At 73.9% G+C, this 23054-nt stretch carries 21 protein-coding genes; 12 read left to right on the forward strand and 9 right to left on the reverse strand.

Annotated features, from left to right (window positions below):
* Nucleotides 1–4 precede the first annotated feature (4 nt).
* Nucleotides 5–1387 (forward strand): metallopeptidase TldD-related protein, encoded by a 1383-nt coding sequence (locus tag BKA00_RS10475; protein ID WP_185033987.1) that lies wholly within the window; start codon nt 5–7, stop codon nt 1385–1387.
* 114 nt (nt 1388–1501) lie between these two features.
* Here BKA00_RS10475 and BKA00_RS10480 read toward each other — a convergent pair whose 3' ends face one another.
* Nucleotides 1502–1714: a dodecin gene (locus tag BKA00_RS10480; RefSeq protein WP_185024725.1), complete on the reverse strand. Its 213-nt coding sequence runs from the start codon at nt 1712–1714 to the stop codon at nt 1502–1504.
* A 64-nt stretch (nt 1715–1778) separates the two neighbouring features.
* Between BKA00_RS10480 and BKA00_RS10485 the strand changes: the two genes are divergently transcribed.
* The 5 genes from BKA00_RS10485 (at nt 1779) to BKA00_RS10505 (ending at nt 7290) form a co-directional block, all read left to right on the forward strand.
* The gene (locus BKA00_RS10485) at nt 1779–2117 is read left to right on the forward strand and encodes a DUF3099 domain-containing protein (protein WP_221493094.1); all 339 of its coding nucleotides are present in this window, start codon (nt 1779–1781) and stop codon (nt 2115–2117) included.
* Nucleotides 2118–2685: 568 nt separating this feature from the next.
* A complete protein-coding gene (locus BKA00_RS10490) occupies nt 2686–4701 on the forward strand; it encodes a substrate-binding domain-containing protein (protein WP_185024727.1) in 2016 nt (671 codons plus the stop codon).
* 91 nt (nt 4702–4792) lie between these two features.
* Nucleotides 4793–5944, forward strand: a complete 1152-nt coding sequence (locus BKA00_RS10495; protein WP_185024728.1) for an acyl-CoA dehydrogenase family protein — start codon at nt 4793–4795, stop codon at nt 5942–5944.
* Between the two features lie 31 nt (nt 5945–5975).
* The gene (gene fabG, locus BKA00_RS10500) at nt 5976–6716 is read left to right on the forward strand and encodes a 3-oxoacyl-ACP reductase FabG (protein WP_435869115.1); all 741 of its coding nucleotides are present in this window, start codon (nt 5976–5978) and stop codon (nt 6714–6716) included.
* Complete coding sequence (locus tag BKA00_RS10505; protein ID WP_185024730.1) at nt 6700–7290, forward strand: TetR family transcriptional regulator; 591 nt, start codon at nt 6700–6702, stop codon at nt 7288–7290. The genes fabG and BKA00_RS10505 overlap by 17 nt, the downstream gene beginning before the upstream one ends.
* Here BKA00_RS10505 and BKA00_RS10510 read toward each other — a convergent pair.
* Both BKA00_RS10510 and icmF read right to left on the reverse strand, forming a co-directional pair.
* Nucleotides 7287–8057 (reverse strand): helical backbone metal receptor, encoded by a 771-nt coding sequence (locus tag BKA00_RS10510; RefSeq protein ID WP_185024731.1) that lies wholly within the window; start codon nt 8055–8057, stop codon nt 7287–7289. The genes BKA00_RS10505 and BKA00_RS10510 overlap by 4 nt on opposite strands.
* Before the next feature lie 13 nt (nt 8058–8070).
* Entirely contained in the window at nt 8071–11298 is a 3228-nt protein-coding gene (gene icmF / locus BKA00_RS10515; RefSeq protein ID WP_230298864.1) for a fused isobutyryl-CoA mutase/GTPase IcmF, read from the reverse strand.
* Between the two features lie 89 nt (nt 11299–11387).
* Between icmF and BKA00_RS10520 the strand changes: the two genes are divergently transcribed.
* From BKA00_RS10520 to BKA00_RS10530, 3 genes are all read left to right on the forward strand, one after another.
* Nucleotides 11388–11873 carry a MarR family winged helix-turn-helix transcriptional regulator gene (locus BKA00_RS10520; RefSeq protein ID WP_185033991.1) on the forward strand — a complete coding sequence of 162 codons (486 nt, stop codon included), beginning with the start codon at nt 11388–11390 and terminating at the stop codon, nt 11871–11873.
* Nucleotides 11874–12025: 152 nt separating this feature from the next.
* Nucleotides 12026–12826, forward strand: coding sequence for a tryptophan 2,3-dioxygenase (locus BKA00_RS10525; RefSeq protein ID WP_185024732.1), 801 nt, complete (start codon nt 12026–12028; stop codon nt 12824–12826).
* A complete protein-coding gene (locus BKA00_RS10530) occupies nt 12816–14126 on the forward strand; it encodes an FAD-dependent oxidoreductase (RefSeq protein ID WP_185024733.1) in 1311 nt (436 codons plus the stop codon). The genes BKA00_RS10525 and BKA00_RS10530 overlap by 11 nt, the downstream gene beginning before the upstream one ends.
* Here BKA00_RS10530 and BKA00_RS10535 read toward each other — a convergent pair.
* Nucleotides 14055–15503, reverse strand: a complete 1449-nt coding sequence (locus BKA00_RS10535) for an MFS transporter (RefSeq protein ID WP_230298865.1) — start codon at nt 15501–15503, stop codon at nt 14055–14057. The genes BKA00_RS10530 and BKA00_RS10535 overlap by 72 nt on opposite strands.
* Before the next feature lie 273 nt (nt 15504–15776).
* Between BKA00_RS10535 and BKA00_RS10540 the strand changes: the two genes are divergently transcribed.
* The gene (locus tag BKA00_RS10540; protein ID WP_185024734.1) at nt 15777–16019 is read left to right on the forward strand and encodes a hypothetical protein; all 243 of its coding nucleotides are present in this window, start codon (nt 15777–15779) and stop codon (nt 16017–16019) included.
* On the opposite strand, the gene BKA00_RS10545 is transcribed toward BKA00_RS10540, so the two are convergent.
* Genes BKA00_RS10545 through moaA form a run of 3 tightly spaced genes read right to left on the reverse strand, consistent with a single transcriptional unit; the run spans nt 16016 to nt 17899 of the window.
* Entirely contained in the window at nt 16016–16288 is a 273-nt protein-coding gene (locus BKA00_RS10545; RefSeq protein ID WP_185024735.1) for a DUF6457 domain-containing protein, read from the reverse strand. The genes BKA00_RS10540 and BKA00_RS10545 overlap by 4 nt on opposite strands.
* 49 nt (nt 16289–16337) lie before the next feature.
* Nucleotides 16338–16904, reverse strand: a complete 567-nt coding sequence (gene mobA / locus BKA00_RS10550) for a molybdenum cofactor guanylyltransferase (RefSeq protein WP_185024736.1) — start codon at nt 16902–16904, stop codon at nt 16338–16340.
* 5 nt (nt 16905–16909) lie between these two features.
* Nucleotides 16910–17899: a GTP 3',8-cyclase MoaA gene (moaA, locus tag BKA00_RS10555; protein ID WP_230298866.1), complete on the reverse strand. Its 990-nt coding sequence runs from the start codon at nt 17897–17899 to the stop codon at nt 16910–16912.
* 108 nt (nt 17900–18007) lie between these two features.
* On the opposite strand from moaA, the gene BKA00_RS10560 reads away from it, so the two are divergent.
* Together BKA00_RS10560 and BKA00_RS10565 are read left to right on the forward strand one after the other, a co-directional pair.
* Nucleotides 18008–18835 (forward strand): alpha/beta hydrolase, encoded by an 828-nt coding sequence (locus BKA00_RS10560; RefSeq protein ID WP_185024738.1) that lies wholly within the window; start codon nt 18008–18010, stop codon nt 18833–18835.
* Between the two features lie 198 nt (nt 18836–19033).
* A complete protein-coding gene (locus tag BKA00_RS10565) occupies nt 19034–19825 on the forward strand; it encodes a hypothetical protein (RefSeq protein ID WP_185024739.1) in 792 nt (263 codons plus the stop codon).
* 63 nt (nt 19826–19888) lie between these two features.
* On the opposite strand, the gene BKA00_RS10570 is transcribed toward BKA00_RS10565, so the two are convergent.
* Together BKA00_RS10570 and BKA00_RS10575 are read right to left on the reverse strand one after the other, a co-directional pair.
* A complete protein-coding gene (locus BKA00_RS10570) occupies nt 19889–21082 on the reverse strand; it encodes an RtcB family protein (protein ID WP_185024740.1) in 1194 nt (397 codons plus the stop codon).
* A gap of 48 nt (nt 21083–21130) precedes the next feature.
* Entirely contained in the window at nt 21131–22894 is a 1764-nt protein-coding gene (locus BKA00_RS10575) for a SelB domain-containing protein (protein ID WP_185024741.1), read from the reverse strand.
* Nucleotides 22895–23054 lie beyond the last annotated feature (160 nt).

The following is a 23054-nucleotide window of genomic DNA, read 5'->3' on the forward strand; positions in this document are numbered from 1 at the left end:
CACGATCAGGCCGCAGGAGGCCGTCGAGCGGGCCCTGTCGCTGTCGCGGGCCGACGACTGCGTCGTCATCGCCGACGAGGCGAGCACCGCGAACCTGCGGTGGGCGGGCAACACCCTCACCACCAACGGCGTGACCCGCTCCAGCCGCCTCACCGTCATCGCGCTGCGGAACACGGCGGACGGCGTGGCGGCGGGCGTGGTGTCGCGCTCTGCCGTCGGCGCCGACGGGATCGAGGAGCTCGTGCGCGCCGCCGAGGCCGACGCCGCGGGCAACGAGGCCGCCGAGGACGCCCGGCCGCTGGTCGCCGAGGGGCCGCCCTCGGGTGCGGCCGGGTGGGACGACGAGCCGGCCGAGACCGGGATCGGGGTGTTCGAGGGCTTCGCCCCCGCGCTGGGCGAGGCGTTCGCCGCCGCGCAGGCCGATGACCGGCGCCTGTACGGGTTCGCCAACCACGTCCTCACCTCGACGTTCCTCGGCTCCTCGGCGGGGCTGCGGCTGCGCCACGACCAACCCACGGGGCTGCTGGAGCTGAACGCCAAGGGCGCGGGCGGCTCGGCGTGGGCGGGCGTGGGCACCCGCGACTTCACCGACGTCGACGTCGCCGGCCTCACCGGCGGCCTCGCCCGGCGGCTGGAGTGGGGCGAGCGGCGCGTGGACCTGCCGGCCGGGCGGTACGAGACGATCCTGCCGCCCTCCGCCGTCGCCGACCTGATGATCTACCTGTACTGGTCGGCGGGCGCCCAGGACGCGCAGGACGGCCGGACGGTGTTCAGCGCCCCCGGCGGCGGCACCCGCGTCGGGGAGCGGCTCAGCGACCTGCCGATCACCCTGTCCAGCGATCCGGCGGCGCCGGGCATGCAGTGCGCCCCGTTCGTTATCGCGCACGCCTCCAGCCGCGAGTCCTCGGTGTTCGACAACGGGCTCCCGCTCGCCGCCACCGACTGGATCCGCGAGGGGACCCTCGCGTCCCTCGCCCAGACCCGGCACTCCGCCGAGCGCACCGGGCTGCCGCTCACGCCCGCCGTCGACAACCTGGCGATGAGGGGGCCGGACGGAGGCGCGTCCCTGGAGGAGATGGTCGCCCGCACCGAGCGCGGGCTGCTGCTGACGTGCCTGTGGTACATCCGGGAGGTCGACACGCAGAGCCTGCTGCTGACCGGCCTCACCCGTGACGGCGTCTACCTCGTCGAGGACGGCGAGGTCGTCGGGGCCGTGAACAACTTCCGGTTCAACGAGAGCCCGGTCGACCTGCTGTCGCGGATCGCCGAGGTCGGCGAGACCGGGCCGACGCTGCCGCGCGAGTGGTCGGACTACTTCACCCGCACCGCCATGCCGGCGATCCGGGTCCCCGACTTCCACATGTCGACGGTGAGCCAGGCCACCTGAGCGGTCGCGGCCGGGGGGCGGCGGGAGGGCGTGGCCGGAGGCCCGGCCGGGTCCGCCGCCCCACCGCCGCCGGGCGGGCCGGGCGCCGGGCGGCCCGGCGCCGGGCCCGGCGCGTCAGGCGTCCTCCAGGCGGAAGCCGACCTTCATGGTGACCTGGAAGTGGCCCACCTCACCGTCCTCGATATGGCCGCGGACCTCGGTCACCTCGAACCAGTCCAGGTGCCGCAGGGTCTGCGAGGCGCGCCGGACGCCGTTGCGTATCGCGGCCTCGACGGACTCCGGCGAGGTCCCCACGATCTCGGTCACGCGGTACGTGCGGTCGGTCATCGACTCCTCCAGATGTTGACCCGGTACTGCCGGTGCAGGTCGGACTCCATGGGCTTACCGTGGAATGGTGAAGGTCAATCACCGGCACCACCGCGATCCGGCGGTCTACACGGTCACCGACGCTCCCCGTCCCATGTCGGAGGACATCGGCCACCGCCAGCGCCGGTACCTGATGTCCATGGGCGTCCGCACGATCTGCTTCGTGGGGGCGGTGGTGGCCGCCGTGGCGGGCGCGCCGTGGTGGCTCGCGCTGCTCATGGTGGCCGGCGCCGCGGTGCTCCCCTACGTCGCCGTGATCTTCGCCAACGGGGGGCGCGAGCCGACCGCCCCGGCGGCGTTCGACGACCGCCACCGCAGGGAACAGAAGCCGGTTTCCGGACAGCGACCGGAAATCCGGTCGTGACATTCTCTTGACTAACCGCGGGGGGTTTCGGTGTACGATTTGTACCGGCGCTCTGGTCCCCCGTCGGGGCGCCCGTGCCGGTGTTCCGGGCCCCCGTCGGAACACCGATGATGCGGCGCCGGGTGGATTGCCCCCGTATCCACCCGGCGCCGCTTTTCATTTCCCCGGGTTCCCGCTGAAGCTTCGCGGGCCCGCGCGTGACCTTTCCCGCTCCCTCGCTTGACCGCCCGCTCAGAGCCGGGCACATCCCCGCGAGAACGCAAGCCCTCCCCGCTGTCCTGGTCCGGCCATGACCCGAAAGCCGGTCATTCCACACTTCTGGCACCCAGATCAACAGGGGGCGGAATATCCGACGCGGGCATCCTCCCGCAGGGCGGCCCGGTCGCGGACCGATCCTTCCCGGCGCCCGCCGCGTACTGCTGAGCGGCGCCCCCTTGACGGAGGCGGCTGTGGAGACGAACATCACAGCTGCCTCACCTGAGACATATCGTCCATGTGTCTCAGGGGCGGGCCGTCCCCCCACGGCGCACCACGGCCCGCAGCCCCGCCCGGGAAACGGAGATCGGCCATGAGCGCTTTCGACGACGTGCCCGAGTGGGCGCCCCGGAACCCGCCGGAGCCGGGCGGCCCCGAGTCCCCCTCCCCCTTCCTCGGCGCCTCGCAGCCGACCGGGCTCCCGCCGCGCGGCGCGCCGAGCGGGCACGACGGCGAGCCCTTCGACGCCTTCAGCAGGCCCGACCGCGCTCCCCGTCCAGCGGGTCCGGCCCACGCCGCCGACAAACCGCCGCGGGGGCCGTGGCCTCTGGGCGGGGGCCGCCCGCCCCGGCGGGTCGGCGGCGTCCTGCTCGGGCCGCTGGCGGGCGCGATCGGCCTGGTGCTGCTCACCGGGTTCGGCGCGTACGCGATCGCCTCGCCGGGCGTCGGCTGCTCCGGCGGCGGCGCGGTGACGCTCGACGTGGCGGCGGCGCCGGACGTCGAGCCCGCGGTCACGCGGACGGCGGGGCGCTTCAACGACGCGGCCCACGAGGTGGGCGGGCGCTGCGCCCGCGCCCGGGTGCGCGCCGCCGACCCCGCCGCGGTCGCGACGCTGCTGTCCGGCAAGGGCGTGGCGGGCGTCGCCCGCCGGCCGGACGTCTGGATCCCCGACTCCTCGCTGTGGACCGGGCTCGCCGGCGGCCCCGCGCAGGCCGCCGGCGCCTCGGGACGGTCCGCCGGGATCGCCTCGACTCCGATCGTCCTGGCCGTGCCGCGCGGCCTGGCGACGCGACTGCGCAACCTCGGCGCCCCGGAGCGGCCGTCCTGGAAGGATCTGCTCGCCGCGGCCGGGACCGCCCCGGGCACCGGAGGAGACCCGGCCGCCGGGGACGGCGCCGGGGTGATCCCTCCGCGGCTGCTCCGGCTCCAGGTCCCCGATCCGGCCCGCAGCGCGACCGGCATGGGCGCGCTGCTGCTGGCCGGGGCGCTGCTGGGCGGCGCCCCCGGCGGCGAGGCGCCGTTCACCGGGGCCGTCCGCACGATCCGGGAGGGCGTCGCCGTCTCCGTGGACGCCCAGTTCGCCGCCTTCGCGACGTCCGCCTCGTCCGGCCGGGGCGAGGCCGACCGCTACCCGGTCGCGATGGCGCCCGAGCAGGCGGTGTTCGCCTACAACGCGCGGCGCCCGGCGGAGGCGGCGGTCGCCGTGTACCCGGCCGAGGGGACGGTCTACCTCGACCACCCGGTCGCCGTCCTGGCGCGGGACCGGGCCAAGGCGGGCGCGGCGCGGTTACTGGAGGCGGCGCTCGCGGACGGCGAGACCCGCGAGGACCTCCGGCGGCTGGGGTTCCGGGCGCCCGGCGGAGCCGCGCCCGCCTCGTTCTCCCCGCGGACCGGTCTGGATCCGCGGCCCCCGAGGGCGCTCCCCGGCACGCCTGCCGCGGAGGTCCGGCGCACCATGCAGTCGTGGGCCCAGCTGTCGCTGAGCATCCGGATGCTGAGCATCATCGACGTGTCGGGCTCCATGGACGAGGAGGTCGTGCCCGGCGTGACGCGGCTGCAGTCCACGGTGCGCACGGCCCAGGGCGGGCTCGCGCTGCTGCCGGACGACAGCGAGCTCGGCCAGTGGATCTTCTCCACGGGCCTTCAGGGCGACCGGGACTGGCGGGAGCTGGTCGGCGTCGGGCCGCTCGACCAGCGGCTGGGCTCGGCGACCCGGCGGCAGCTCGTGCTGAGCGCGTTCGCGCGGATCCGGGTGAAGGAGCACGGCGACACCGGCCTGTACGACACGGTCATGGCGGCGTTCGACTACATGAAGCGGACCTACAAGCCGGAGTACGTGAACTCGGTGCTGCTGTGGACGGACGGGCGGAACGAGGACCCGGGCGGCCCGTCCCTGGAGGAGACCCTCGACCACATGCGGCGCGAGTACGACCCGGAGCGGCCCGTCCAGGTCAACATGCTGGGCTACGGATCGGACGTGGACGTCAACGAGCTGCGGCGGATCGCGCGGGTGACGCACGGCGACGCCTACGTGGCCCGGACGCCCGGCCAGATCCAGGCGATCTTCCTCAGGGCCGTCTCGCGCCGGGTCTGCGAACCCGACTGCTGACCTGCCCCCGAGCCCCTCTCGCATTTGATTCTAGAACTACATTCGAGTTAACTTAGCGTTCTGTTAACTACGCCGGCGAGAGGGGCACCGCGTGCGCCGCACCGTTTTCAACGAGGACCACGAGGCCTTCCGGGAGACGATCCGGGCCTTCATCGAGGCCGAGGTGGTCCCGGTCTACGAGGAGTGGGAGAACGCGGGCCACCCGCCGCGCGAGTTCTACCGCAAGCTCGGCGAGCTGGGCGTGTTCGGCATCCAGGTGCCCGAGGAGTACGGCGGCGCGGGCGAGACCAGCTTCAAGTACCAGGCCGTGGTGTCCGAGGAGTGCGCCCGCGCCGGGGTGGGCTTCGGCGGCTACGGGGTGCACGTCAACCTCGTCCTGCCCTACCTGCTGAAGTACGGCTCGCAGGAGCAGAAGAAGCGCTGGCTGCCGCCGTTCGTGTCCGGCGAGATGATGACGGCGATCGCGATGACCGAGCCCGGCACCGGCTCCGACCTCGCCGGCATGCAGACCACCGCGAAGCGGGACGGCGACCACTACGTCCTCAACGGCGCCAAGACGTTCATCACCGGCGGCGTCCTCGCCGACCGGGTGCTCGTGGTGGCCCGGACGTCCCCGGCCACGCCGGAGAACCGCCGGGCGGGCCTGTCGATCCTCGCCGTGGACACCCGGAGCGAGGGCTACGCGGTCGGCCGCAAGCTGGAGAAGATCGGGCTGCGCAGCTCCGACACCGCCGAGCTGTCGTTCACCGACGTCCGGGTGCCCGTGGAGGACCTGCTCGGCGAGGAGGGCCGCGGGTTCGAGTACCTGACCCACAACCTCGCCGAGGAGCGCCTCGGCATCGCCACCAGCTCCTACGCCTCGGCGGCCGCCGCCGTGGAGTTCGCCCGCAGGTACGTGCAGGAGCGCACCGTCTTCGGCAAGACCGTGTCGTCGTTCCAGAACACCAAGTTCGTGCTGGCCGAGTGCGCCACCGAGGTCGAGGCCGCCCGCTCGCTGGTCGACCGCTGCATCGAGGCGCTCGACGCCGGCGAGCTCACCCCCGCCGACGCCGCCGTCTGCAAGCTGTTCTGCACCGAGGTGCAGGCCCGCGTCGTCGACAAGTGCCTCCAGCTGCACGGCGGCTACGGCTACATCCTGGAGTACCCGATCGCGCGCCTGTACGCCGACGCCCGGGTCGCCCGGATCTACGGCGGCACCAGCGAGGTGCTCAAGACCATCATCGCCAAGGACATCCAGGTCTGACGGAAGGGCTGCGCACATGACCGACACCCGGGTGGCCATCGTCACCGGCGCCGCGCGCGGCATCGGCGCCGCCACCGCCGTCCGCCTCGCCAGGGAGGGCTTCGCCGTCGCGGTCTGCGACCTCGACGAGGCGGCCTGCGCCGGCACGGTCGGCACGATCGCCGATGAGGGCGGCACCGCGCTCGCCGTCGGCGTGGACGTCGCCGACACCGCGCGGGCGAACGCCGCCGTCGCCCGCGTCGCCGCGGAGCTCGGCCCGCCCGTCGTCCTGGTGAACAACGCCGGCATCACCCGCGACAACCTGCTGTTCAAGATGTCCGACGACGACTGGGACTCGGTCATGTCGGTGCACCTGCGCGGCTCGTTCGTGATGACCCGCGCCGCGCAGGAGCACATGACGAAGGCCGGGTGGGGCCGGATCGTGAACCTGTCGTCGGTGTCGGCCCTCGGCAACCGGGGCCAGGCCAACTACTCGGCGGCCAAGGCGGGCCTCCAGGGGTTCACCAAGACGCTGGCGATCGAGCTGGGCAGGTTCGGGGTGACGGCCAACGCGATCGCGCCCGGATTCATCGCCACCGAGATGACCGCCGCGACCGCCGCCCGCGTCGGCGTCGACTTCGAGGACTTCAAGGCCGCCGCGGCCAAGGAGATCCCGGTCCGGCGCGTCGGCGTGCCCGAGGACATCGCCGGGACCGTCGCGTTCCTGGTGAGCGACGACGCGTCCTTCGTGTCCGGGCAGGTCATCTATGTGGCCGGTGGTCCCCGCGCGTGACGGGGCGCCCCGGGCGCGCGACCGGGACAGGACGGAGGAGTCGCTGCGCGCGGCGGCGGTCGCGCTGCTGCGGCGCGGCGGCGTCCTGGCCGGGCTGAACCTGCGCCAGGTCGCCGACGAGGCCGGGGTCAACCGCGGGCTGGTCTACCAGTACTTCGGTTCCCGGCGGGCGCTGCTGCGCTCGGCGCTGTTCCACCGCTCGCGCCCGAACGCCGAGGACGCGGTGGACGCGGCCGGGCTGCCGCTGCGCGAGCGGCTGTCGCGGCTCTTCTGGACGAGCCTGCGCCACCCCGAGCCGGTCCGTCTGGCGACGCTGCTCGTCCTGGACGGCGACGACCGGCCCCGGGTCCTGCTCAACCGGGGCGCGGGCCGCGAGGACCTCGCGGCGGAGGCGGCGCGCGGCGAGCTGCCGATCGAGGACGTGGCGGCCGTGCAGGCGGCCATCGCGTCCACGGTCTACGGGTACACGCTGCTGCGCGAGCACCTCGCACGGGAGATCGGCGTGCCCGCCGAGGAGCTCGACGAGCGCATGGCCCGCTGCGTGGAGGCCATGTTCGCGCGCCGCCCCGGCTAGCGGGGGCGGGCCGCGGCGAGCCCTTCCGCGAGGGCGGCCGGGGCCTCGGTCAGGGACGGGCCGTACCAGGTGAGGAGCCGGCCGCTGACGAGCGCGGCGTCGATCCCGGGGAAGGACTCGGGGCCGTCGTCCTCGGTGAAGCGGTACGGCTCGTCCGGCAGGACCACCAGGTCCGCGCCCGCCGCGTTCAGCTCGTCGAGAGGGATCTTCGGGTAGCGCTCGGGATGCCCGGCGTAGACGTTGGACACGCCGAGCCGGGACAGGACGTCGCCGGCGAAGGTGTCGCGCCCGACGACCATCCACGGCCGCCGCCAGATCGGGATCACCGCCGTCCGGGGCTCGCCCGGTGCGACGTCCGCCCAGACGCGGGAGGCCTCCCGCAGCCAGCCGGGCTCCGGCACCCGGCAGGCCTCGGCGAGCATGCGCCGCAGCGACGCCAGCGCCTCCTCGACCGTGCGGATCCGCGTCATCCACACCGGCACCCCGGCCGCGCGCAGCGCCGCGACGTCGGCGGGCCTGTTCTCCTCGGCGTTGCCGACGACGACGTCGGGCCGCAGCCCGATGATCTTCTCCAGGTCGGGGTTCTTGGTGCCCCGCACGCGCGGCACGTCCAGGCCCTCGGGGCGGGTGCACCAGTCGGTGGCGCCGGCGAGCAGCTCCGGCGCGGTCTCCGCGACCGCCTCGGTCAGGGACGGGACGATCGACACGACGCGGCGCACCCGGTCCGGGACATCGGCCGGGGCGCCGGTGTCGTCGTGGACGGCCATCGGCGGCGGGGCGTCAGACGTTGCGGCGGTACTGGCCGCCGACCTCGAAGAACGCGTCGGTGATCTGCTGGAGGCTGCACACGCGCGCCGCGTCCATCAGCACCGCGAAGACGTTCCCGCCGGACCGGGCCGCGTCCTTGAGCGCGGCGAGGGCGGCCCGCGCCTCGTCCCGGTGCGCCCCCTGGTAGGCGTGGACGCGGTCGAGCTGGGAGCGCTTCTCCTCCTCGGTCGCGCGGGCGAGCTCGATCGTCTTCGGCGTCCCGTCGCCGGCCTCGGGGCCGCGGAAGGTGTTGACGCCGATGATCGGCAGCGAGCCGTCGTGCTTGCGCTGCTCGTACAGCATCGACTCGTCCTGGATGCGGCCGCGCTGGTAGCCGGTCTCCATGGCGCCGAGGACGCCGCCGCGCTCGCTGATGCGGTCGAACTCCGCCAGCACCGCCTCCTCGACCAGGTCGGTCAGCTCGTCGATGACGAACGACCCCTGCAGCGGGTTCTCGTTCATCGCCAGGCCCCACTCGCGGTTGATGATGAGCTGGATCGCCAGGGCCCGCCGCACCGACTCGGCCGTCGGCGTGGTGACGGCCTCGTCGTAGGCGTTGGTGTGCAGGCTGTTGCAGTTGTCGTAGATGGCGATGAGCGCCTGGAGCGTCGTGCGGATGTCGTTGAAGTGCATCTCCTGCGCGTGCAGGGAGCGCCCGGACGTCTGCACGTGGTACTTCAGCTTCTGGCTGCGCTCGTTGGCGCCGTACCGGTCGCGCATGGCGACGGCCCAGATGCGGCGGGCCACGCGTCCGAGCACGTTGTACTCGGGGTCCATGCCGTTGGAGAAGAAGAACGACAGGTTGGGCGCGAAGTCGTCGATGTCCATGCCGCGCGCCAGGTAGGACTCGACGTAGGTGAAGCCGTTGGCGAGGGTGAACGCGAGCTGGCTGATGGGGTTCGCCCCGGCCTCGGCGATGTGGTAGCCGGAGATGGACACCGAGTAGAAGTTGCGGACCTTGTTGGCGATGAACCACTCCTGGATGTCGCCCATCATCCGCAGCGAGAACTCGGTGGAGAAGATGCAGGTGTTCTGCCCCTGGTCCTCCTTGAGGATGTCTGCCTGCACCGTGCCGCGCACGGTCGACAGCACGCGCGCGCGGATCTGCGCGGCCTCCTCTTCGGACGGCTCCCGCCCGTTCTCCTCGTAGAAGGCGTCCAGCCCCTGGTCGAGGGCCGTGTTGAGGAAGAACGCCAGGATCGTGGGCGCGGGACCGTTGATGGTCATCGACACCGAGGTGGTCGGGGACGCCAGGTCGAACCCGTCGTACAGCGCCTTCATGTCGTCCAGCGTGGCGATCGACACCCCGGACGTGCCGACCTTGCCGTACACGTCGGGGCGCTCGTCGGGGTCGCGCCCGTACAGGGTGACCGAGTCGAACGCGGTGGACAGGCGCGTCGCGGGCTGGCCCTCCGACAGCAGCTTGAAGCGGCGGTTGGTGCGGAAGGGGTCGCCCTCGCCCGCGAACATGCGGGCGGGGTCCTCGTTGTCGCGCTTGAAGGGGAACACCCCGGCGGTGAACGGGAACCGGCCGGGCAGGTTCTCGTTGCGGAGGAACCGCAGCAGCTCGCCGTGGTCGGTGTAGCGCGGCAGGGCGACGCGGGGGATCCGGCTGCCCGACAGCGACTCGCGCGTGAGGGTGGTGCGCAGCTCCCGGTCGCGGATCCTCACGACCTGCTCGTCGCCGGAGTAGGACTCCACGACGGCGGGCCATCCCGCGACCAGCTCCGCGTTCCCGGGCTCCACCTCCCGGCGCGCCTTCTCCAGCAGGCTCTCCACCTCGGAGGCGTCGGTCAGCTCGGCGCGCACCTCGTCCAGCCGCTGGACGCGCCGCACCGCCTCCATCTGCCGGACCGTGTCGGCGTGGTAGCCCCGGACGGTCTCGGCGATGTCGGACAGGTACCGCACCCGGTTCGGCGGGATGACGATCGCGGCGCCGGTGGACACCTTGGTCTCGACCTCGGGGAGGGCGCCGTCCTCCAGGCGCAGGCCGTGCTCGCCCAGCAGCCCGCCGAGGTGCTGGTAGAGGGCCGTGACGCCGTCGTCGTTGAACGTGGCGGCGCTCGTGCCGAACACCGGCATGTCCTCGGGCCGCTGCCCGAACGCCTCCCGGTTGCGCACCAGCTGGCGGCCCACGTCGCGCAGCGCGTCGGCGGCGCCGCGCCGCTCGAACTTGTTGATCGCGACCACGTCCGCGAAGTCGAGCATGTCGATCTTCTCGAGCTGGGACGCGGCGCCGAACTCCGGCGTCATCACGTACAGCGACACGTCGACCAGCGGGACGATCGCGGCGTCGCCCTGCCCGATGCCGGGCGTCTCCAGGACCACCAGGTCGTACCCGGCGGCCTTGCAGGCGGTGATGATGTCCTCGACGTTCTCCGGCAGCTCCCGCGCGCCCCGGGTCGCCAGCGAGCGGAAGAACACGCGGTCGCCGTCCAGGGAGTTCATCCTGATCCGGTCGCCGAGCAGCGCGCCGCCGCCGCGCCGCCGCGTCGGGTCCACGGCCAGCACGGCGACGCGCAGCCGGTCGCCCTGGTCGACGCGCAGGCGCCGCACCAGCTCGTCGGTCAGCGACGACTTCCCGGACCCGCCCGTCCCGGTGATGCCCAGCACGGGGACCCGCCGCCCGGCCGCCGCCTCGGCGAGCCGCGCGCGGGCGTCCCCGGGCAGGCCGCCGGCCTGAAGGCAGGTGATGGCCCGGGCGAGGGCGCGCCGCTCCCCCGCCACCACGGCGTCGGCCGGCACGGGCTCGGCGGCCAGGTCGACGTCGCACTCGCGGACCAGTTCGTTGATCATGCCGGGCAGGCCGAGCCGCTGCCCGTCCTCCGGGGAGAAGATCCGCACGCCGGCGTCCGACAGCCGCGCGATCTCCTCGTGCACGATGACGCCGCCGCCCCCGCCGAACACCTTCACGTGCTCGGCGCCGGCCTCCTTCAGGCTGCGCGACAGGTACTCGAAGTACTCGACGTGGCCGCCCTGGTAGGAGCTGATCGCCACGCCCTGCGCGTCCTCCTCCAGGACCGCGTCGACGACCTCCCGGACGGAGCGGTCGTGCCCGAGGTGGACCACCTCGGCGCCCTGTGACTGCAGGATGCGCCGCATGATGTTGATGGCCGCGTCGTGGCCGTCGAACAGCGCCGCCGCCGTCACGAACCGCACCGGGTGCACCGGCGCGTGCAGCTCCCCCGTCACCGTCTCCACCTCAACCCTTGGACATCCAATATTTGGAAGTTAAAATAGTTTCCGTGCGCGACGCAGTCAAGACCGAATACGGTGGCCCGGTGTCCGACATGCCCGATCCCATCGCCGAGGCCCACCGCCAGTGGAGCGGCCGCTGGCCCGAGCACGCCGACCGCATGGCGGCCGTCACCTCGGTGATGCGGGCCCAGCAGATCCTGCTCAGCCGGATCGAGGCCGTCCTCAAGCCGTTCGGGCTGACGTTCGCCGCCTACGAGGCCCTGCGCCTGCTCGCCTTCGCCCGCACCGGGACCCTGCCCATGGGCAAGATGGGCGCCCGCCTCATGGTGCACCCGGCGTCCGTGACCAACGTGATCGGCCGCCTGGAGCAGCGGGGCCTGGTCGGCCGCCGCCCCTCCCCCGACGACCGCCGCGTCGTCCTCGCCACCATCACCCCCGCGGGCCGCGACCTGGCCGAGGAGGCCACGCTCGCCCTCAACGAGTCCGGCTTCGGCATCGCCGGCCTCCCCGCCGCCGAGGCCGCCGACATCACCACCGCGCTGCGCCGCGTCCGCCTGGCGACCGGCGACCTGGACTGACCGCCCCCGCCGGGGGCTGCACCTTGGTGAGATGGCGAGCGAGACGGTCTTCACCTATGGGGGTATGGCCACCCCACGGCCACCCACCGCCTGGACGTGCTGATCCATCCCATATGCTGCGAATCACATCCGTTGTGTCGCAAGGAGGCGTGATGGCGGATTCGCCGACGATGACGTACGGCGGCTATCTGAGGCTCGACGACCTGCTGTCGTGCCAGGAGCCGAAGACCCGGGCGCACGACGAGCTGCTCTTCGTGATCATCCATCAGGTCTACGAGCTGTGGTTCAAGCAGATCCTGCACGAGGCCGCGCTGCTGCAGCGCCGGCTGGAGGAGGGCAACAGCGCCGGGTCGCTGCACACCGCCCGCCGCATCGCCAAGATCCTCAAGACCGTCGTCGGGCAGCTGGACGTCCTGGAGACGATGACGCCCCGGCAGTTCGCCTCGTTCCGCGACGCGCTCGGCAACTCCAGCGGCTTCCAGAGCGAGCAGTTCCGCGAGATCGAGGCCGTCCTCGGGCGGCGCTCCTTCCCGGCCTCCGACCTGCGCGGCGACGAGCGGCTCCAGGCGGCGGTGTCCCGCCCGTCGGTGTTCGACTCGCTGCTGCGCTACCTCGCCGGGCGCGGCCACCCGGTCCCGCGCGAGGCCCTGGAGCGCGACCTCTCCCGTCCGTGGGAGCCCGACCCCGGGGTGCAGAAGGTCCTGCTCGCCGTCTACGCGGACGAGTCCGGGCCCGCCGCCGAGGTCTGCGAGGCGCTCGTCGACGTGGACGAGGGCGTCCAGGAGTGGCGGTACCGGCACCTGAAGATGGTCGAGCGGACGATCGGCGCGAAGATCGGCACGGGCGGGTCGGCCGGCGCCGACTACCTGCGCAGCACCCTGTTCGCCCCCGCCTTCCCCGACCTGTGGGAGGTCCGCTCGCAGACCGAGGAGGTCCCCGTCCATGGCGGCTGAGGGCGGCGAGCGGGTCGCGATCGTCGGCGCGGGCCTGGCGGGCTGCCTGCTCGCGGTGCTGCTCGGCCGCCGCGGCATCGCGGTGACGGTGTACGAGCGGCGCGCCGACCCGCGCGTCGCGGGCGCCGAGCGGGGACGCTCGATCAACCTGGCGGTCTCGGCGCGGGGCCTGGCCGCGCTGGAGCAGGTCGGCCTGCGCGACCAGTCGCTCAAGCAGGCGCTGCCCATGCACGGGCGGATGGTGCATCCCCTGTCGGGCGCGCGGAACTTCCAGCCCTACAGCGCCGACGGGGCACGCGCCATCAACTCCATCAGCCGCGCCGAACTGAACCGGTCGCTGCTGGACACGGCCGAGAGCACGCCGGGGGTCACGCTGCGGTTCTCCCAGCGCGTCACCGGCGTGGACGTCGAGGCCGGCGCCCTCCTGCTGGAGGACGCGGCCCCCGAGCCCGCCGACGTCGTCCTGGCCGGGGACGGCGCCTACAGCGCGGTCCGCCGGTCGCTGCGGCTGGACGAGGACGCCGACTTCCTGGAGCACGGCTACAAGGAGCTGACCGTCCCGCCGAGGGACGGCGGGTTCGCGCTCGACCCGGACGCGCTGCACATCTGGCCGCGCGGGACCTCGATGATGATCGCGCTGCCGAACCTGGACCGCTCGTTCACCTGCACGCTGTTCTGGCCGAAGGACGACTTCGCCGCCCTCGACACCCCGGAGAAGGTCACCGCCTACTTCGAGCGGCACTATCCCGACGTGGCGGACCTGATGCCGGACCTCGCGGACGACTACGAGCGCAATCCGGTCGGGTCGCTGGTGACCGTCCGGTGCTGGCCGTGGACCCGGTACGGCAAGGGCGCCCTGGTGGCGCTGCTGGGCGACGCCGCGCACGCGATCGTCCCGTTCTTCGGGCAGGGCGCGAACTGCGCGTTCGAGGACTGCATCGAGATCGACCGCTGCCTGACCGAGACCGGCGGCGACTGGGCCCGCGCGCTGTCGCTCTACCAGGAGCGCCGCAAGGCCAACACCGACGCGATCGCCGAGATGGCGCTGGACAACTTCGTCGAGATGCGCGACCGGGTGTCCTCGCCGGTGTACCGGGCGAAGCAGGCGGCGACGCACGCGCTGGAGCGCCGCCTGGCCGGACGCTACGTCTCCCGCTACGAACTGGTGTCGTTCTCCACGATCCCGTACGCGCGGATCCCGGCGCGGATCAGGCGGCAGAACCGGGTGCTAGCCGCGGCCGCCCTCGGCTCCGCGGCGGCCCTCGGCCTCGGCCTGCGCGCCCTCGCCCGGCGGCGCTGACGCCTCGCGGCGGCCGGCGACCAGATCGGCGACGGCCGCCGCCAGCGCCGCCAGTACGAACCCCAGCACGACGATCAGCCCGCGCCGGAACGCGGCGGCCCAGTCCCCGCCCGTCCCGGCGATCGTGGCGAAGAACGCCGAACCGACGGCGGCGACGCCCATCGCGGTACCGACCCGCTGGCCGGTCTGCAGGACGCCCGCCGCGCTGCCGCCCTCGGTGTAGTCCACCTCCGACAGAGTGATCGTCTGGTTCGGCGAGATCACCAGGCCGCTGCCGATCCCGGCCAGCAGCAGCGGCGCCGCGGTCGCCCAGGCCACGCCGCCGCCGGGCCTCAGCTCGACGGCGAGCCACGCCGCGCCGAGCCCCACCAGCACCAGGCACAGGCCGGCGGCGACGAGGGGGCGGCCGAAGCGGGAGACGACCCGGCCGCCGAGCGCGGACGCCACACCGGACCCGACCGCGAAGGGGGTGATGGCGAGGCCCGCGCCGAGCGCGCTGTAGCCGAGGCCGTTCTGCAGGTAGAGGGTGAAGATGAAGAACACCGCGGTGAACCCGGCGAAGTACAGCAGGGCGATCGCCGAGCCCAGCGTGTAGGAGCGGAGCCGGAACAGGGCGAGGACGACCATCGGCGTCCGCGCCCGGCGCTCCCAGCCCGCGAAGGCCGCCAGCAGCGCCGCGCCCGCGGGGATCAGCAGCCACTTCAGGTCGCCCTTCCACTGCTGCTCCTGGACGAGCGGCAGGAGCACGCACAGGACACCCGCGCCCAGCAGCAGCACCCCGAGCGGGTCCAGGCCCTGCCGCTGCCCGTAGACCGGGGCGGGCAGCAGCCGCCACGCCAGGAACAGCGCCGCGATCCCGACCGGGATGTTGACGTAGAACACCCACCGCCAGCCCTCCGCGGACCCGGCGATCGCGATCAGCCCGCCGCCGAGCAGCGGCCCGACGGCGGTGGCGACCCCGATGACGGCGCCGAGCGCCCCGAACGCCCGTCCCCGCTCGGCGCCCCGGAACAGCTGCTGGATGAGACCCGCGACCTGCGGGTTGAGGATGCCGCCCGCGACGCCCTGCACGAGCCGGGCGATGACGAGCAGCAGGATCGTCGGCGCGAGGCCCGCCGCCGCGCTCGCCGCCGTGAACAGCGCGAGCCCGGACATGAACACCGCCCTGCGGCTGCGGGCGTCGCCGAGCCGCCCGGCCGGGACGAGGACGAGCCCGAACGTCAGCGCGTACCCCGACAGGATCCACTGCAGCTCGGCGTCGGACGCGTGCAGACCCGCCCGGATCGACGGCAGCGCCACGTTGACGATGCTGACGTCCAGCAGCGTCATGAAGGCCGCGACAAGGCATACCGAAAGCGCCTGCCACCGCGTGTTCATTGCCTTGTTCTCCTCCTTCGGGCCCGGAGGGCCCTCCATCGTCGAAAACGCGGCGATCGCTGGCATCGCTCCGACTCGCCTTGGCGGCTCGCTGCGCGATCAGGTTCTCGCTTCGCTCGAACCTGCCTTCGGACGCGATCGCAACCATTGAGGTCGTTGCGGGTTGCGGCGTTGGCTGCTGTCGGTGCGGATGGGTTGCCTCCGGTTGCCGGCCGCCAGGCCCGAACGAGGAGCGCACTGCAATGGACACAGCGGATGCAATAGGTTTTTCGGGTGAGCGAATCCGGCTCAGGGAACGGCCCTGAGGAACTGCAGTGCTCCGCCAAGGGCTGCCGTGCCGACGCGGTGTGGGCGCTGCGGTGGAACAACCCGAAGATCCACACGCCGGACCGGCGGAAGGTCTGGCTCGCCTGCGACGAGCACCGCGAGAGCCTGTCGGCGTTCCTGTCCCGCCGCGACTTCCTGAAGGACGTGGTGCCGGTCGCCGAACGCGACGAGGCCGCCGGGCGCGGTTAGGCGTCGTCGAGGACCGGCTCGCCGCCCTGCTCGGGCACCTCGGCCCGCCAGCCCTCGGCCATCTCGGTCAGCCGCGCGGCGGCGTCCCGCGCGGGCACGCCGCGGGCGACCGCGAGGCCGAGCAGGTAGGCGGTCAGCGGCGCGCCGGGCCGGGCGACGTTGTGGGCGACGTCGCGCGCGAGGTCCAGGACGAGGCCCTGGTCGACGTCTCCGCGTTCCAGCCCCAGTTCGAGGCACGCCGCGCTGAGCCAGTCCTCAAGGACGGACATGGGTTCCCCCTTCGAGCATGGTGCTGGTGGTGTGCCCACTCTCGCACGATCAAAGCAGGCGCTCGGCGGCGGCCAGTTGCTCGGGGGTGTCGCAGTCGTACCACGCGGGGCGGACGTCCGGGGGCAGCGCCACCGGCACGGGGTCCAGCGGGCCGAGGAGGCCGCGCAGGGACGCGCCGTCGTAGCCGGCCAGCGCCGTCCGCAGGGCGCCGGCGCGCCAGCAGCCAGCGAGCCACTGCTCGCGGCCGTCCCCGTCCACCAGGACGGCACCGTCCCGCTCCGCCGCCGCCTCCAGGAGCGCCGCGACGTGGACGGGGCGGAGGAACGGCAGGTCGGCGGCCAGCAGCGCGAGCCTCGGCGCGCGGACCTCGGCGAGCCCGGCGCGCAGCGCGGGCACCGGCCCGGCGCCGGGCGGGTCCTCGCGGACGACGACGGCGCCCGGCAGGACGTCGCGGCGCGGCCCGACCACGATCAGCCGGGACGCCCCGGACGCGGCGGCCGCCGCCCACTCGATCAGCCGGCGTCCCCCCGCGGGGGCGGCGGGCTTGTCGGCGCCGAACCGCCGGGCGCGCCCGCCCGCGAGCAGCACGGCGTCGAAGGACGTGCCGGCGTCCACGCGGCTCAGCCGCCGATCGCCGACATGGGCCGGGCGGGCTGCAGGAACGCCGGGTCGTCGATGCCGTGCCCGGCGCGCTTGGTCCGCACGGCCCGGCGCCAGCGTTCGGCGAGCTCGGCGTCGGCGGCGCCGCCGCGCATCGCGTCCCGCAGGTTGGACTCCTCGGTGGCGAACAGGCAGTTGCGGACCTGTCCGTCGGCGGTGAGCCGCACCCGGTCGCAGGCACCGCAGAACGGCCGGGTGACCGAGCCGATCACGCCGACCGTCTCGGGGCCGCCGCCGACCAGGAACGACTCGGCGGGGGCGCTGCCGCGCTCGTGCCCGGTGTCGGGGACGAGGTCGAACTCGGCGGACAGCCGGTCCAGGATCTCGTCCGCGGTGATCATGTTCTCGCGGGTCCAGCCGTGCTGGGCGTCCAGCGGCATCTGCTCGATGAACCGCAGCCGGTAGCCGTGCTCCAGGCAGTAGCGCAGCAGCGGGACGGCCTCGTGGTCGTTGATCCCGCGCATCAGCACGGTGTTGATCTTGATCGGGGCCAGGCCCGCCCGGCGCGCCGCCGCCAGCCCCTCCAGCACGTCGGCGAGCCGGTCGCGGTGCGCGAGGCGCCGGAAGGTCTCGCGGTCGAGGGTGTCGAGGGAGACGTTCACCCGGTCGAGCCCCGCCCCGGCCAGCGGCGCGGCCAGCCGGTCGAGCCCGATCCCGTTGGTGGTGAGCGAGATCTGGGGGCGCGGCGCCTGCTCGGCCGTGCGCCGTACGATCTCGGCGAGCCCGCGGCGCAGCAGCGGTTCGCCGCCCGTGTAGCGGACCTCGGTGACGCCGAGGTCGCGCACGGCGAGCCCGACCAGCCGGACGACCTCGTCGTCGGTGAGCAGTTCCGGCTTCGGCAGCCAGTCCAGCCCCTCGGGCGGCATGCAGTACGAGCAGCGCAGGTTGCACCGGTCGGTGAGGGAGACCCGCAGGTCCGTCGCGGTACGGCCGAAGGTGTCGACCAGCACGGGCACCCCTTTCCTCTGGCGGTCTGGATCTCCAGCCTATTGCGGTGGTTGACGATCCGTTCCCCCTCGGGAGACGGTGATCTTCCAGCGGGGATCGGGGAGGCCGGAGTGGCGACGTCGCGGGAGTGGGAGTTCGCGGGCACGCGGGGGGCGGTCACCGCCCGGATCTGGGCGGACGGCGAGCCGCGCTACGTCGCGGTGCTCGTGCACGGCTACGGCGAGCACCTCGGCCGCTACGGCCACGTCGCGGACGTCCTGGTCCGGCACGGGGCCGTCGTCTGCGGCCCGGACCACGCGGGCCACGGCCGCTCGGCCGGCGAGCGCGTGCTGGTCGAGGACTTCGAGGACGTCGTCGCCGACCTGCGCACGGTCGTGGACGCCGCCCGCGGCGACCACCCGGGCCTGCCCGTCGTCATGATCGGCCATTCCATGGGCGGGCTGATCGCCACGCGGTACGCCCAGCTCCACGGCGGCGCCCTCGCCGCGCTCGTGCTGTCGGGGCCGGTCCTCGGCCGCTGGCACGTCGTCGAGGAGCTGCTGCCCCTCGGCACGATGCCGGACGAGCCGATCGACACCTCCACGCTCTCGCGCGACCCCGCCGTCGGCCGGGCCTACACCGGGGACCCGCTGATCTGGCACGGCCCGTTCAAGAAGCCCACCGTCCGGGCGCTGGACGCCGCCCTGCGCCGCGTCGACGAGCACGGCTCCCTGGGGCCGCTGCCGACCTTCTACGTCCACGGCGAGGCCGACGAGCTCGTCCGCCCGCGGGACACCCGCGTCGGCATCGAGGCGATCCGCGGGGACGACCTCACCGAGCGCCTCTACCCGGGCGCCCGCCACGAGGTCTTCAACGAGACCAACCGCGACGAGGTCCTCTCCGACGTCACCGCCTTCATCGACCGCGTCCTGGCGGCGGCGCCGCGCTCCGGCACCTGACGCGCCACCACATTCTGACTGCTTTGGCCACACAAAGAAGGCCGCCGAGTCAATATCGCGCTACGTAGCATTCTTTTTACCGAGAGGAAGCATCTCGCGAACCAAGGGGGACGCGGACATGAGCCGTACGAGGATCGACCACCGGGCGGTCGGGACCGGGGAGCGCCGGCGCGCCGCCCTCCGCGAGCGCGGTGGAGCATGACACTGGTCGGGGCGGCCGTCACCCCCCTGAGCGGCCAGTCGTGGACGGCGGCGATCAGCGCCTTCGAGACGCTCACCGGGCGCCCCCTGCCGGTCCGCCGCTGCTACGACGGGGCCCCGCCGTCCTCGGTGGGCGCCTCCCAGCTCCGCTACGACGTGGGCGTGCGGCGGAGCGTCTACAGCGTCAAGCCGACGATGTCGACGCCGCTGTCGACGCTCCAGGCGCTCGCGTCCGACATCGTCGCCAAGGGCGCCCAGTGCGATGTGATCATCTACCACGAACCGGTCGACAACATGTCCGGCGACGCCTTCATCAGCCTCTACCGGCGGTCGGCGCCACCGTTCCGCGCGGTCGGGGTGAAGGTGGGGATCTGCTTCACCAACTACTCGTGCAACCTGCCCTACTCCGATCCGCAGTCGGCGCTGCGCAACTACTGGCCGGACCAGGGCCTGGTCGACTTCATCGCGATCGACGAGTACCCGATCGGCGAGATCACCTCCACCGGCGACGCCACCCCGATGGACGTCCGCACGCGGCGGGTCTGCCAGTTCGCCGACGCCCACGGCATTCCGCTGGGCCTGGCCGAGTACGGCGTGGACGCCTCCTGGGACGTCATCAAGTCCGAGCGGTGGATGCGGTCGGTCACCGACTGGGGCCGGGCCCGCGCGAACCTCGGCCACCCGCTCCGGTGGGCGAGCTACTTCCACTCCGACGTCGGCGGGGACTACCGGCTGACGCGCCCCGAGCACCTCGACGCCTACGGCGACACGGCCCAGCTGCTGAAGTAGCGGGCGACCGCGGCCCGGCGGCCCGCGGGGGGCGGGCCGCCGGGCACGGCCGCCCTGCCGGGGTCAGCCCTTCACGCAGATGAGCTGGCGGAGGTGCGCCACGACCTCGACGAGGTCGGACTGGGCCTCGATCACCGCGTCGAGGTCCTTGTAGGCGCCGGGGATCTCGTCCACGACGCCGCCGTCCTTGCGGCACTCGACGCCCCTGGTCTGCTCGACCAGGTCCTCGACCGTGAAGTGCTTGCGGGCCTTGGTGCGGCTCATCCTGCGGCCCGCGCCGTGGGAGGCCGAGTTGTAGGCGGTCTCGTTGCCGAGGCCGCGCACGATGTAGGTGCCGGTCGCCATGGAGCCCGGGATGATCCCGAGGTCGCCGCGGCCGGCGCGGATCGCGCCCTTGCGGGTGACGAGCAGCTCGACGCCGCCGTACTCCTCCTCCGCCACGTAGTTGTGGTGGCAGGAGATGGCCTCGCCCCACCTGCAGCGCTTCTCGCCGAACTGCCTGGTGACGACGTTCTGCGCGAGCGCGGTCATGACGGCGCGGTTGCGGCGCGCGTACTCCTGCGCCCAGAACAGGTCGTGGCGGTAGGCGTCCATCTTCGCGGTCCCCTTGAGGAACACGGCGAGGTCGCCGTCCGGCAGGTCCTGGTTGTGCGGCAGCTTGCGGGCGGCCTCGATGTGGTGCTCGGCGAGCTCGTTGCCGATGTTGCGCGACCCCGAGTGCAGGACGAGCCAGATCGCGCCCTCGTCGTCCGCGCACAGCTCCAGGAAGTGGTTGCCGCCGCCGAGCGTGCCCATCTGCGAGCGGGCGCGTCCGTGCCGGGAGCGCACCGCCGGGTGCAGGTCGTCGAACCCCTTCCAGAAGTCGTACCAGCCGCGTTCCCTGAGGCCCGGAAGCGCGGACGGGTCGACGGCGTTCTTGTGCGAGCCGCGGCCCACCGGGATCGCCTTCTCCAGGCGGCCGCGCAGCCCCGCCAGGTCGTCGGGCATGTCCTCGACGGTGAGGGACGACCTGACGGCCGTCATGCCGCAGCCGATGTCGACGCCGACGGCGGCCGGGGACACCGCGTCCCTCATCGCGATCACCGAGCCGACGGTGGCGCCCTTGCCGTAGTGGACGTCGGGCATCACCGCGAGGCCCTCCACCCACGGCAGGGCGGAGACGTTGCGCAGCTGGTCGAGGGCGAGGTCCTCGACGGTCTCGGGGTCGGTCCACATCCGGATCGGGACGCGGCCGCCCTTCAGGGTCTGGTACGGCATTCCCACTCCTTGATCGACGGAACCGGACCGCGATCTATGACGCCAGAGTCACCCGTCCGGGTTCAACCGGTTTTCGCCCTGGCGGCGCTCGGTGAGGCCGAGCCGGTCGAGGTGGCGCAGCAGCGCCGTGGCGACGTCGCGTCCGGTCCCGAGGGCGTCGCCGGCCTGGGCGGGCGTGAACGGCTGCGGGAGGCCCGACAGGACGCGCAGCGCCTCCCGGTCGGCGCCCGGGAGCAGCACGACGCCGTCGTCGATCCGCAGGACCTCGCCCGCGCGTTCCGCGCCGGCGAGGGTGTCGCCGGTGAGGCCCAGTTCCTCGAGGCGCTCGGCGCTGGGCGGGTCGAACGGGGCGCCGGCGAGGTCGTCGCGGAGCCGCCGCACGGCCTCGGCCCAGGGCGGGGGCGGTTCCGCGGCGACCGCCGTCGGGGCGGGCTCGGCGGCCGGCTCCGGGGCGGGGTCCGGGGACGGGCCGTAGACGCGTCCCGCCTCCAGGCGCAGCGGGGGCCGGACGAGCGCCGCGGCGGCCTGGCGGGAGGGCAGGCCGAGGCGGAGCCGGACGGCCTCCAGCGGGACGCCGGGGGCGCCGGGGCTCTCGGCGGCGTGCCGGGCCGCCTCCTCGGCGAGCCGGTCGAACAGCGACCTCCAGTGCGCCGGGTCGGCGATCCACTCGCCGTCCAGGGCGACGGCGCCGGGCGGCGGCGCGCAGCCCATGAGCGACAGCTCCGAGCGCCGCAGCACGCCGTGCCGGCGGAGCACGACGGCGCCGTCCGGACGGTCGGGCCAGGTCGCCAGCTCGCGGGCGCGGGCGGCGCCCGCGCCGCGGCGCACGAGGGTCGGCGGCCGGACGTCCAGGACGCTCACCCCGGCGATGGAGCGGCGGTCGGGGTCGCGCAGGAGCCCGGCGTCGCCGAGGTGCAGGGCGAGCCGGGCGTTCAGGGTCAGGCGCGCGGTGTCGGGGCCGAGGGGCCGCAGCCCGACCGCGACGGCGGCCGACCCGATGTGCAGCGTCATCCGCCGCGCGAGCCTGCCGGACGCCTCGCCGAAGCGTGTGCGGACGTCGACGGAGGTGGTGTGCGTCCAGGCGCCCGGTGTGACCAGGGCCATGCCGGGGTCGACGCGCCCGGCGTCGCGCAGCGTCACCACGACGCGGGAGACGCCGCCGACCGACTCGCGGGGCTCGCCGGCGCAGCCGATCGTCCGGACGCGGACCCGCTCGCCCGCGGGCATGAGGAGCAGCTCGTCCCCCACGGCGACCGTCCCGGCGGTGAGGGTGCCGGCGATGACGGCCTGCCGCCCGGCGGTGAACGCGCGGTCCGCCCACAGGCGCACCGGGGCGGCGGGGTCGGGCACGGGCAGCCGGCCGGCGAGGCGGTCGAGCGCGGCGGCCAGCTCGGCCACCCCGGCGCCGGTGTCGGCGCTCACCGCGACGGCCTCCGCGCCGCGCAGCGCGGTACCGGTCAGCCGTTCGCGGATCTGGCGCAGCGCGGGCCTGGGGTCGGCGGCGTCGGCCTTGGTGACCGCGAGGACGCCGGACCGGACGCCGAGCGCGGCGAGGGCCTCCAGGTGCTCGCGGGTCTGCGGCATCCACCCCTCGTCGGCGGCGACGGTGAGCAGGACCGCGGACGCGGGCGCCGCCCCGGCGAGCCAGTCCGGGACGGACCGCTCGTCCCCGGGCGCGTCGACGAACGCGACGCGCCGCCCCGAGGGCAGCTCCGTCCAGGCGCCCGTCTCACCGGGCCGCATGCCCGTGAGGGCTCGTACGAGCGCCGACTTGCCGTGCCCACCGTGTCCGGCGGTGGTGACGACGTGCATCAGCGTCCTTTCCAGGGCTGAACGCCGATGGCCGCGCGCGAACGGGCCGTGCGGGGAGTGGCGGTGCGGGAGGTCTCGGTGCGGGGAGTGGCGTTTCGGAAGGCGGTGCGGGGGTTGCGCAGACGGAGGTCCACGGAAGGCAACCCTAGGGACGCCCGGC

The organism is Actinomadura coerulea, assembly GCF_014208105.1.
Lineage (GTDB): Bacteria > Actinomycetota > Actinomycetes > Streptosporangiales > Streptosporangiaceae > Spirillospora > Spirillospora coerulea.

Excerpts from the sequence above, each read along its gene's own strand:
- BKA00_RS10480 (WP_185024725.1), bottom strand. The coding sequence starts at position 1,714 with ATGACCGACCGCACGTACCGCGTGACCGAGATCGTGGGGACCTCGCCG.
- BKA00_RS10485 (WP_221493094.1), top strand. The coding sequence starts at position 1,779 with ATGGTGAAGGTCAATCACCGGCACCACCGCGATCCGGCGGTCTACACG.
- BKA00_RS10490 (WP_185024727.1), top strand. The coding sequence starts at position 2,686 with ATGAGCGCTTTCGACGACGTGCCCGAGTGGGCGCCCCGGAACCCGCCG.
- BKA00_RS10510 (WP_185024731.1), bottom strand. The coding sequence starts at position 8,057 with ATGGCCGTCCACGACGACACCGGCGCCCCGGCCGATGTCCCGGACCGG.
- BKA00_RS10520 (WP_185033991.1), top strand. The coding sequence starts at position 11,388 with ATGCCCGATCCCATCGCCGAGGCCCACCGCCAGTGGAGCGGCCGCTGG.
- BKA00_RS10525 (WP_185024732.1), top strand. The coding sequence starts at position 12,026 with ATGGCGGATTCGCCGACGATGACGTACGGCGGCTATCTGAGGCTCGAC.
- BKA00_RS10530 (WP_185024733.1), top strand. The coding sequence starts at position 12,816 with ATGGCGGCTGAGGGCGGCGAGCGGGTCGCGATCGTCGGCGCGGGCCTG.
- BKA00_RS10535 (WP_230298865.1), bottom strand. The coding sequence starts at position 15,503 with ATGAACACGCGGTGGCAGGCGCTTTCGGTATGCCTTGTCGCGGCCTTC.
- BKA00_RS10545 (WP_185024735.1), bottom strand. The coding sequence starts at position 16,288 with ATGTCCGTCCTTGAGGACTGGCTCAGCGCGGCGTGCCTCGAACTGGGG.
- BKA00_RS10565 (WP_185024739.1), top strand. The coding sequence starts at position 19,034 with ATGACACTGGTCGGGGCGGCCGTCACCCCCCTGAGCGGCCAGTCGTGG.
- BKA00_RS10570 (WP_185024740.1), bottom strand. The coding sequence starts at position 21,082 with ATGCCGTACCAGACCCTGAAGGGCGGCCGCGTCCCGATCCGGATGTGG.
- BKA00_RS10575 (WP_185024741.1), bottom strand. The coding sequence starts at position 22,894 with ATGCACGTCGTCACCACCGCCGGACACGGTGGGCACGGCAAGTCGGCG.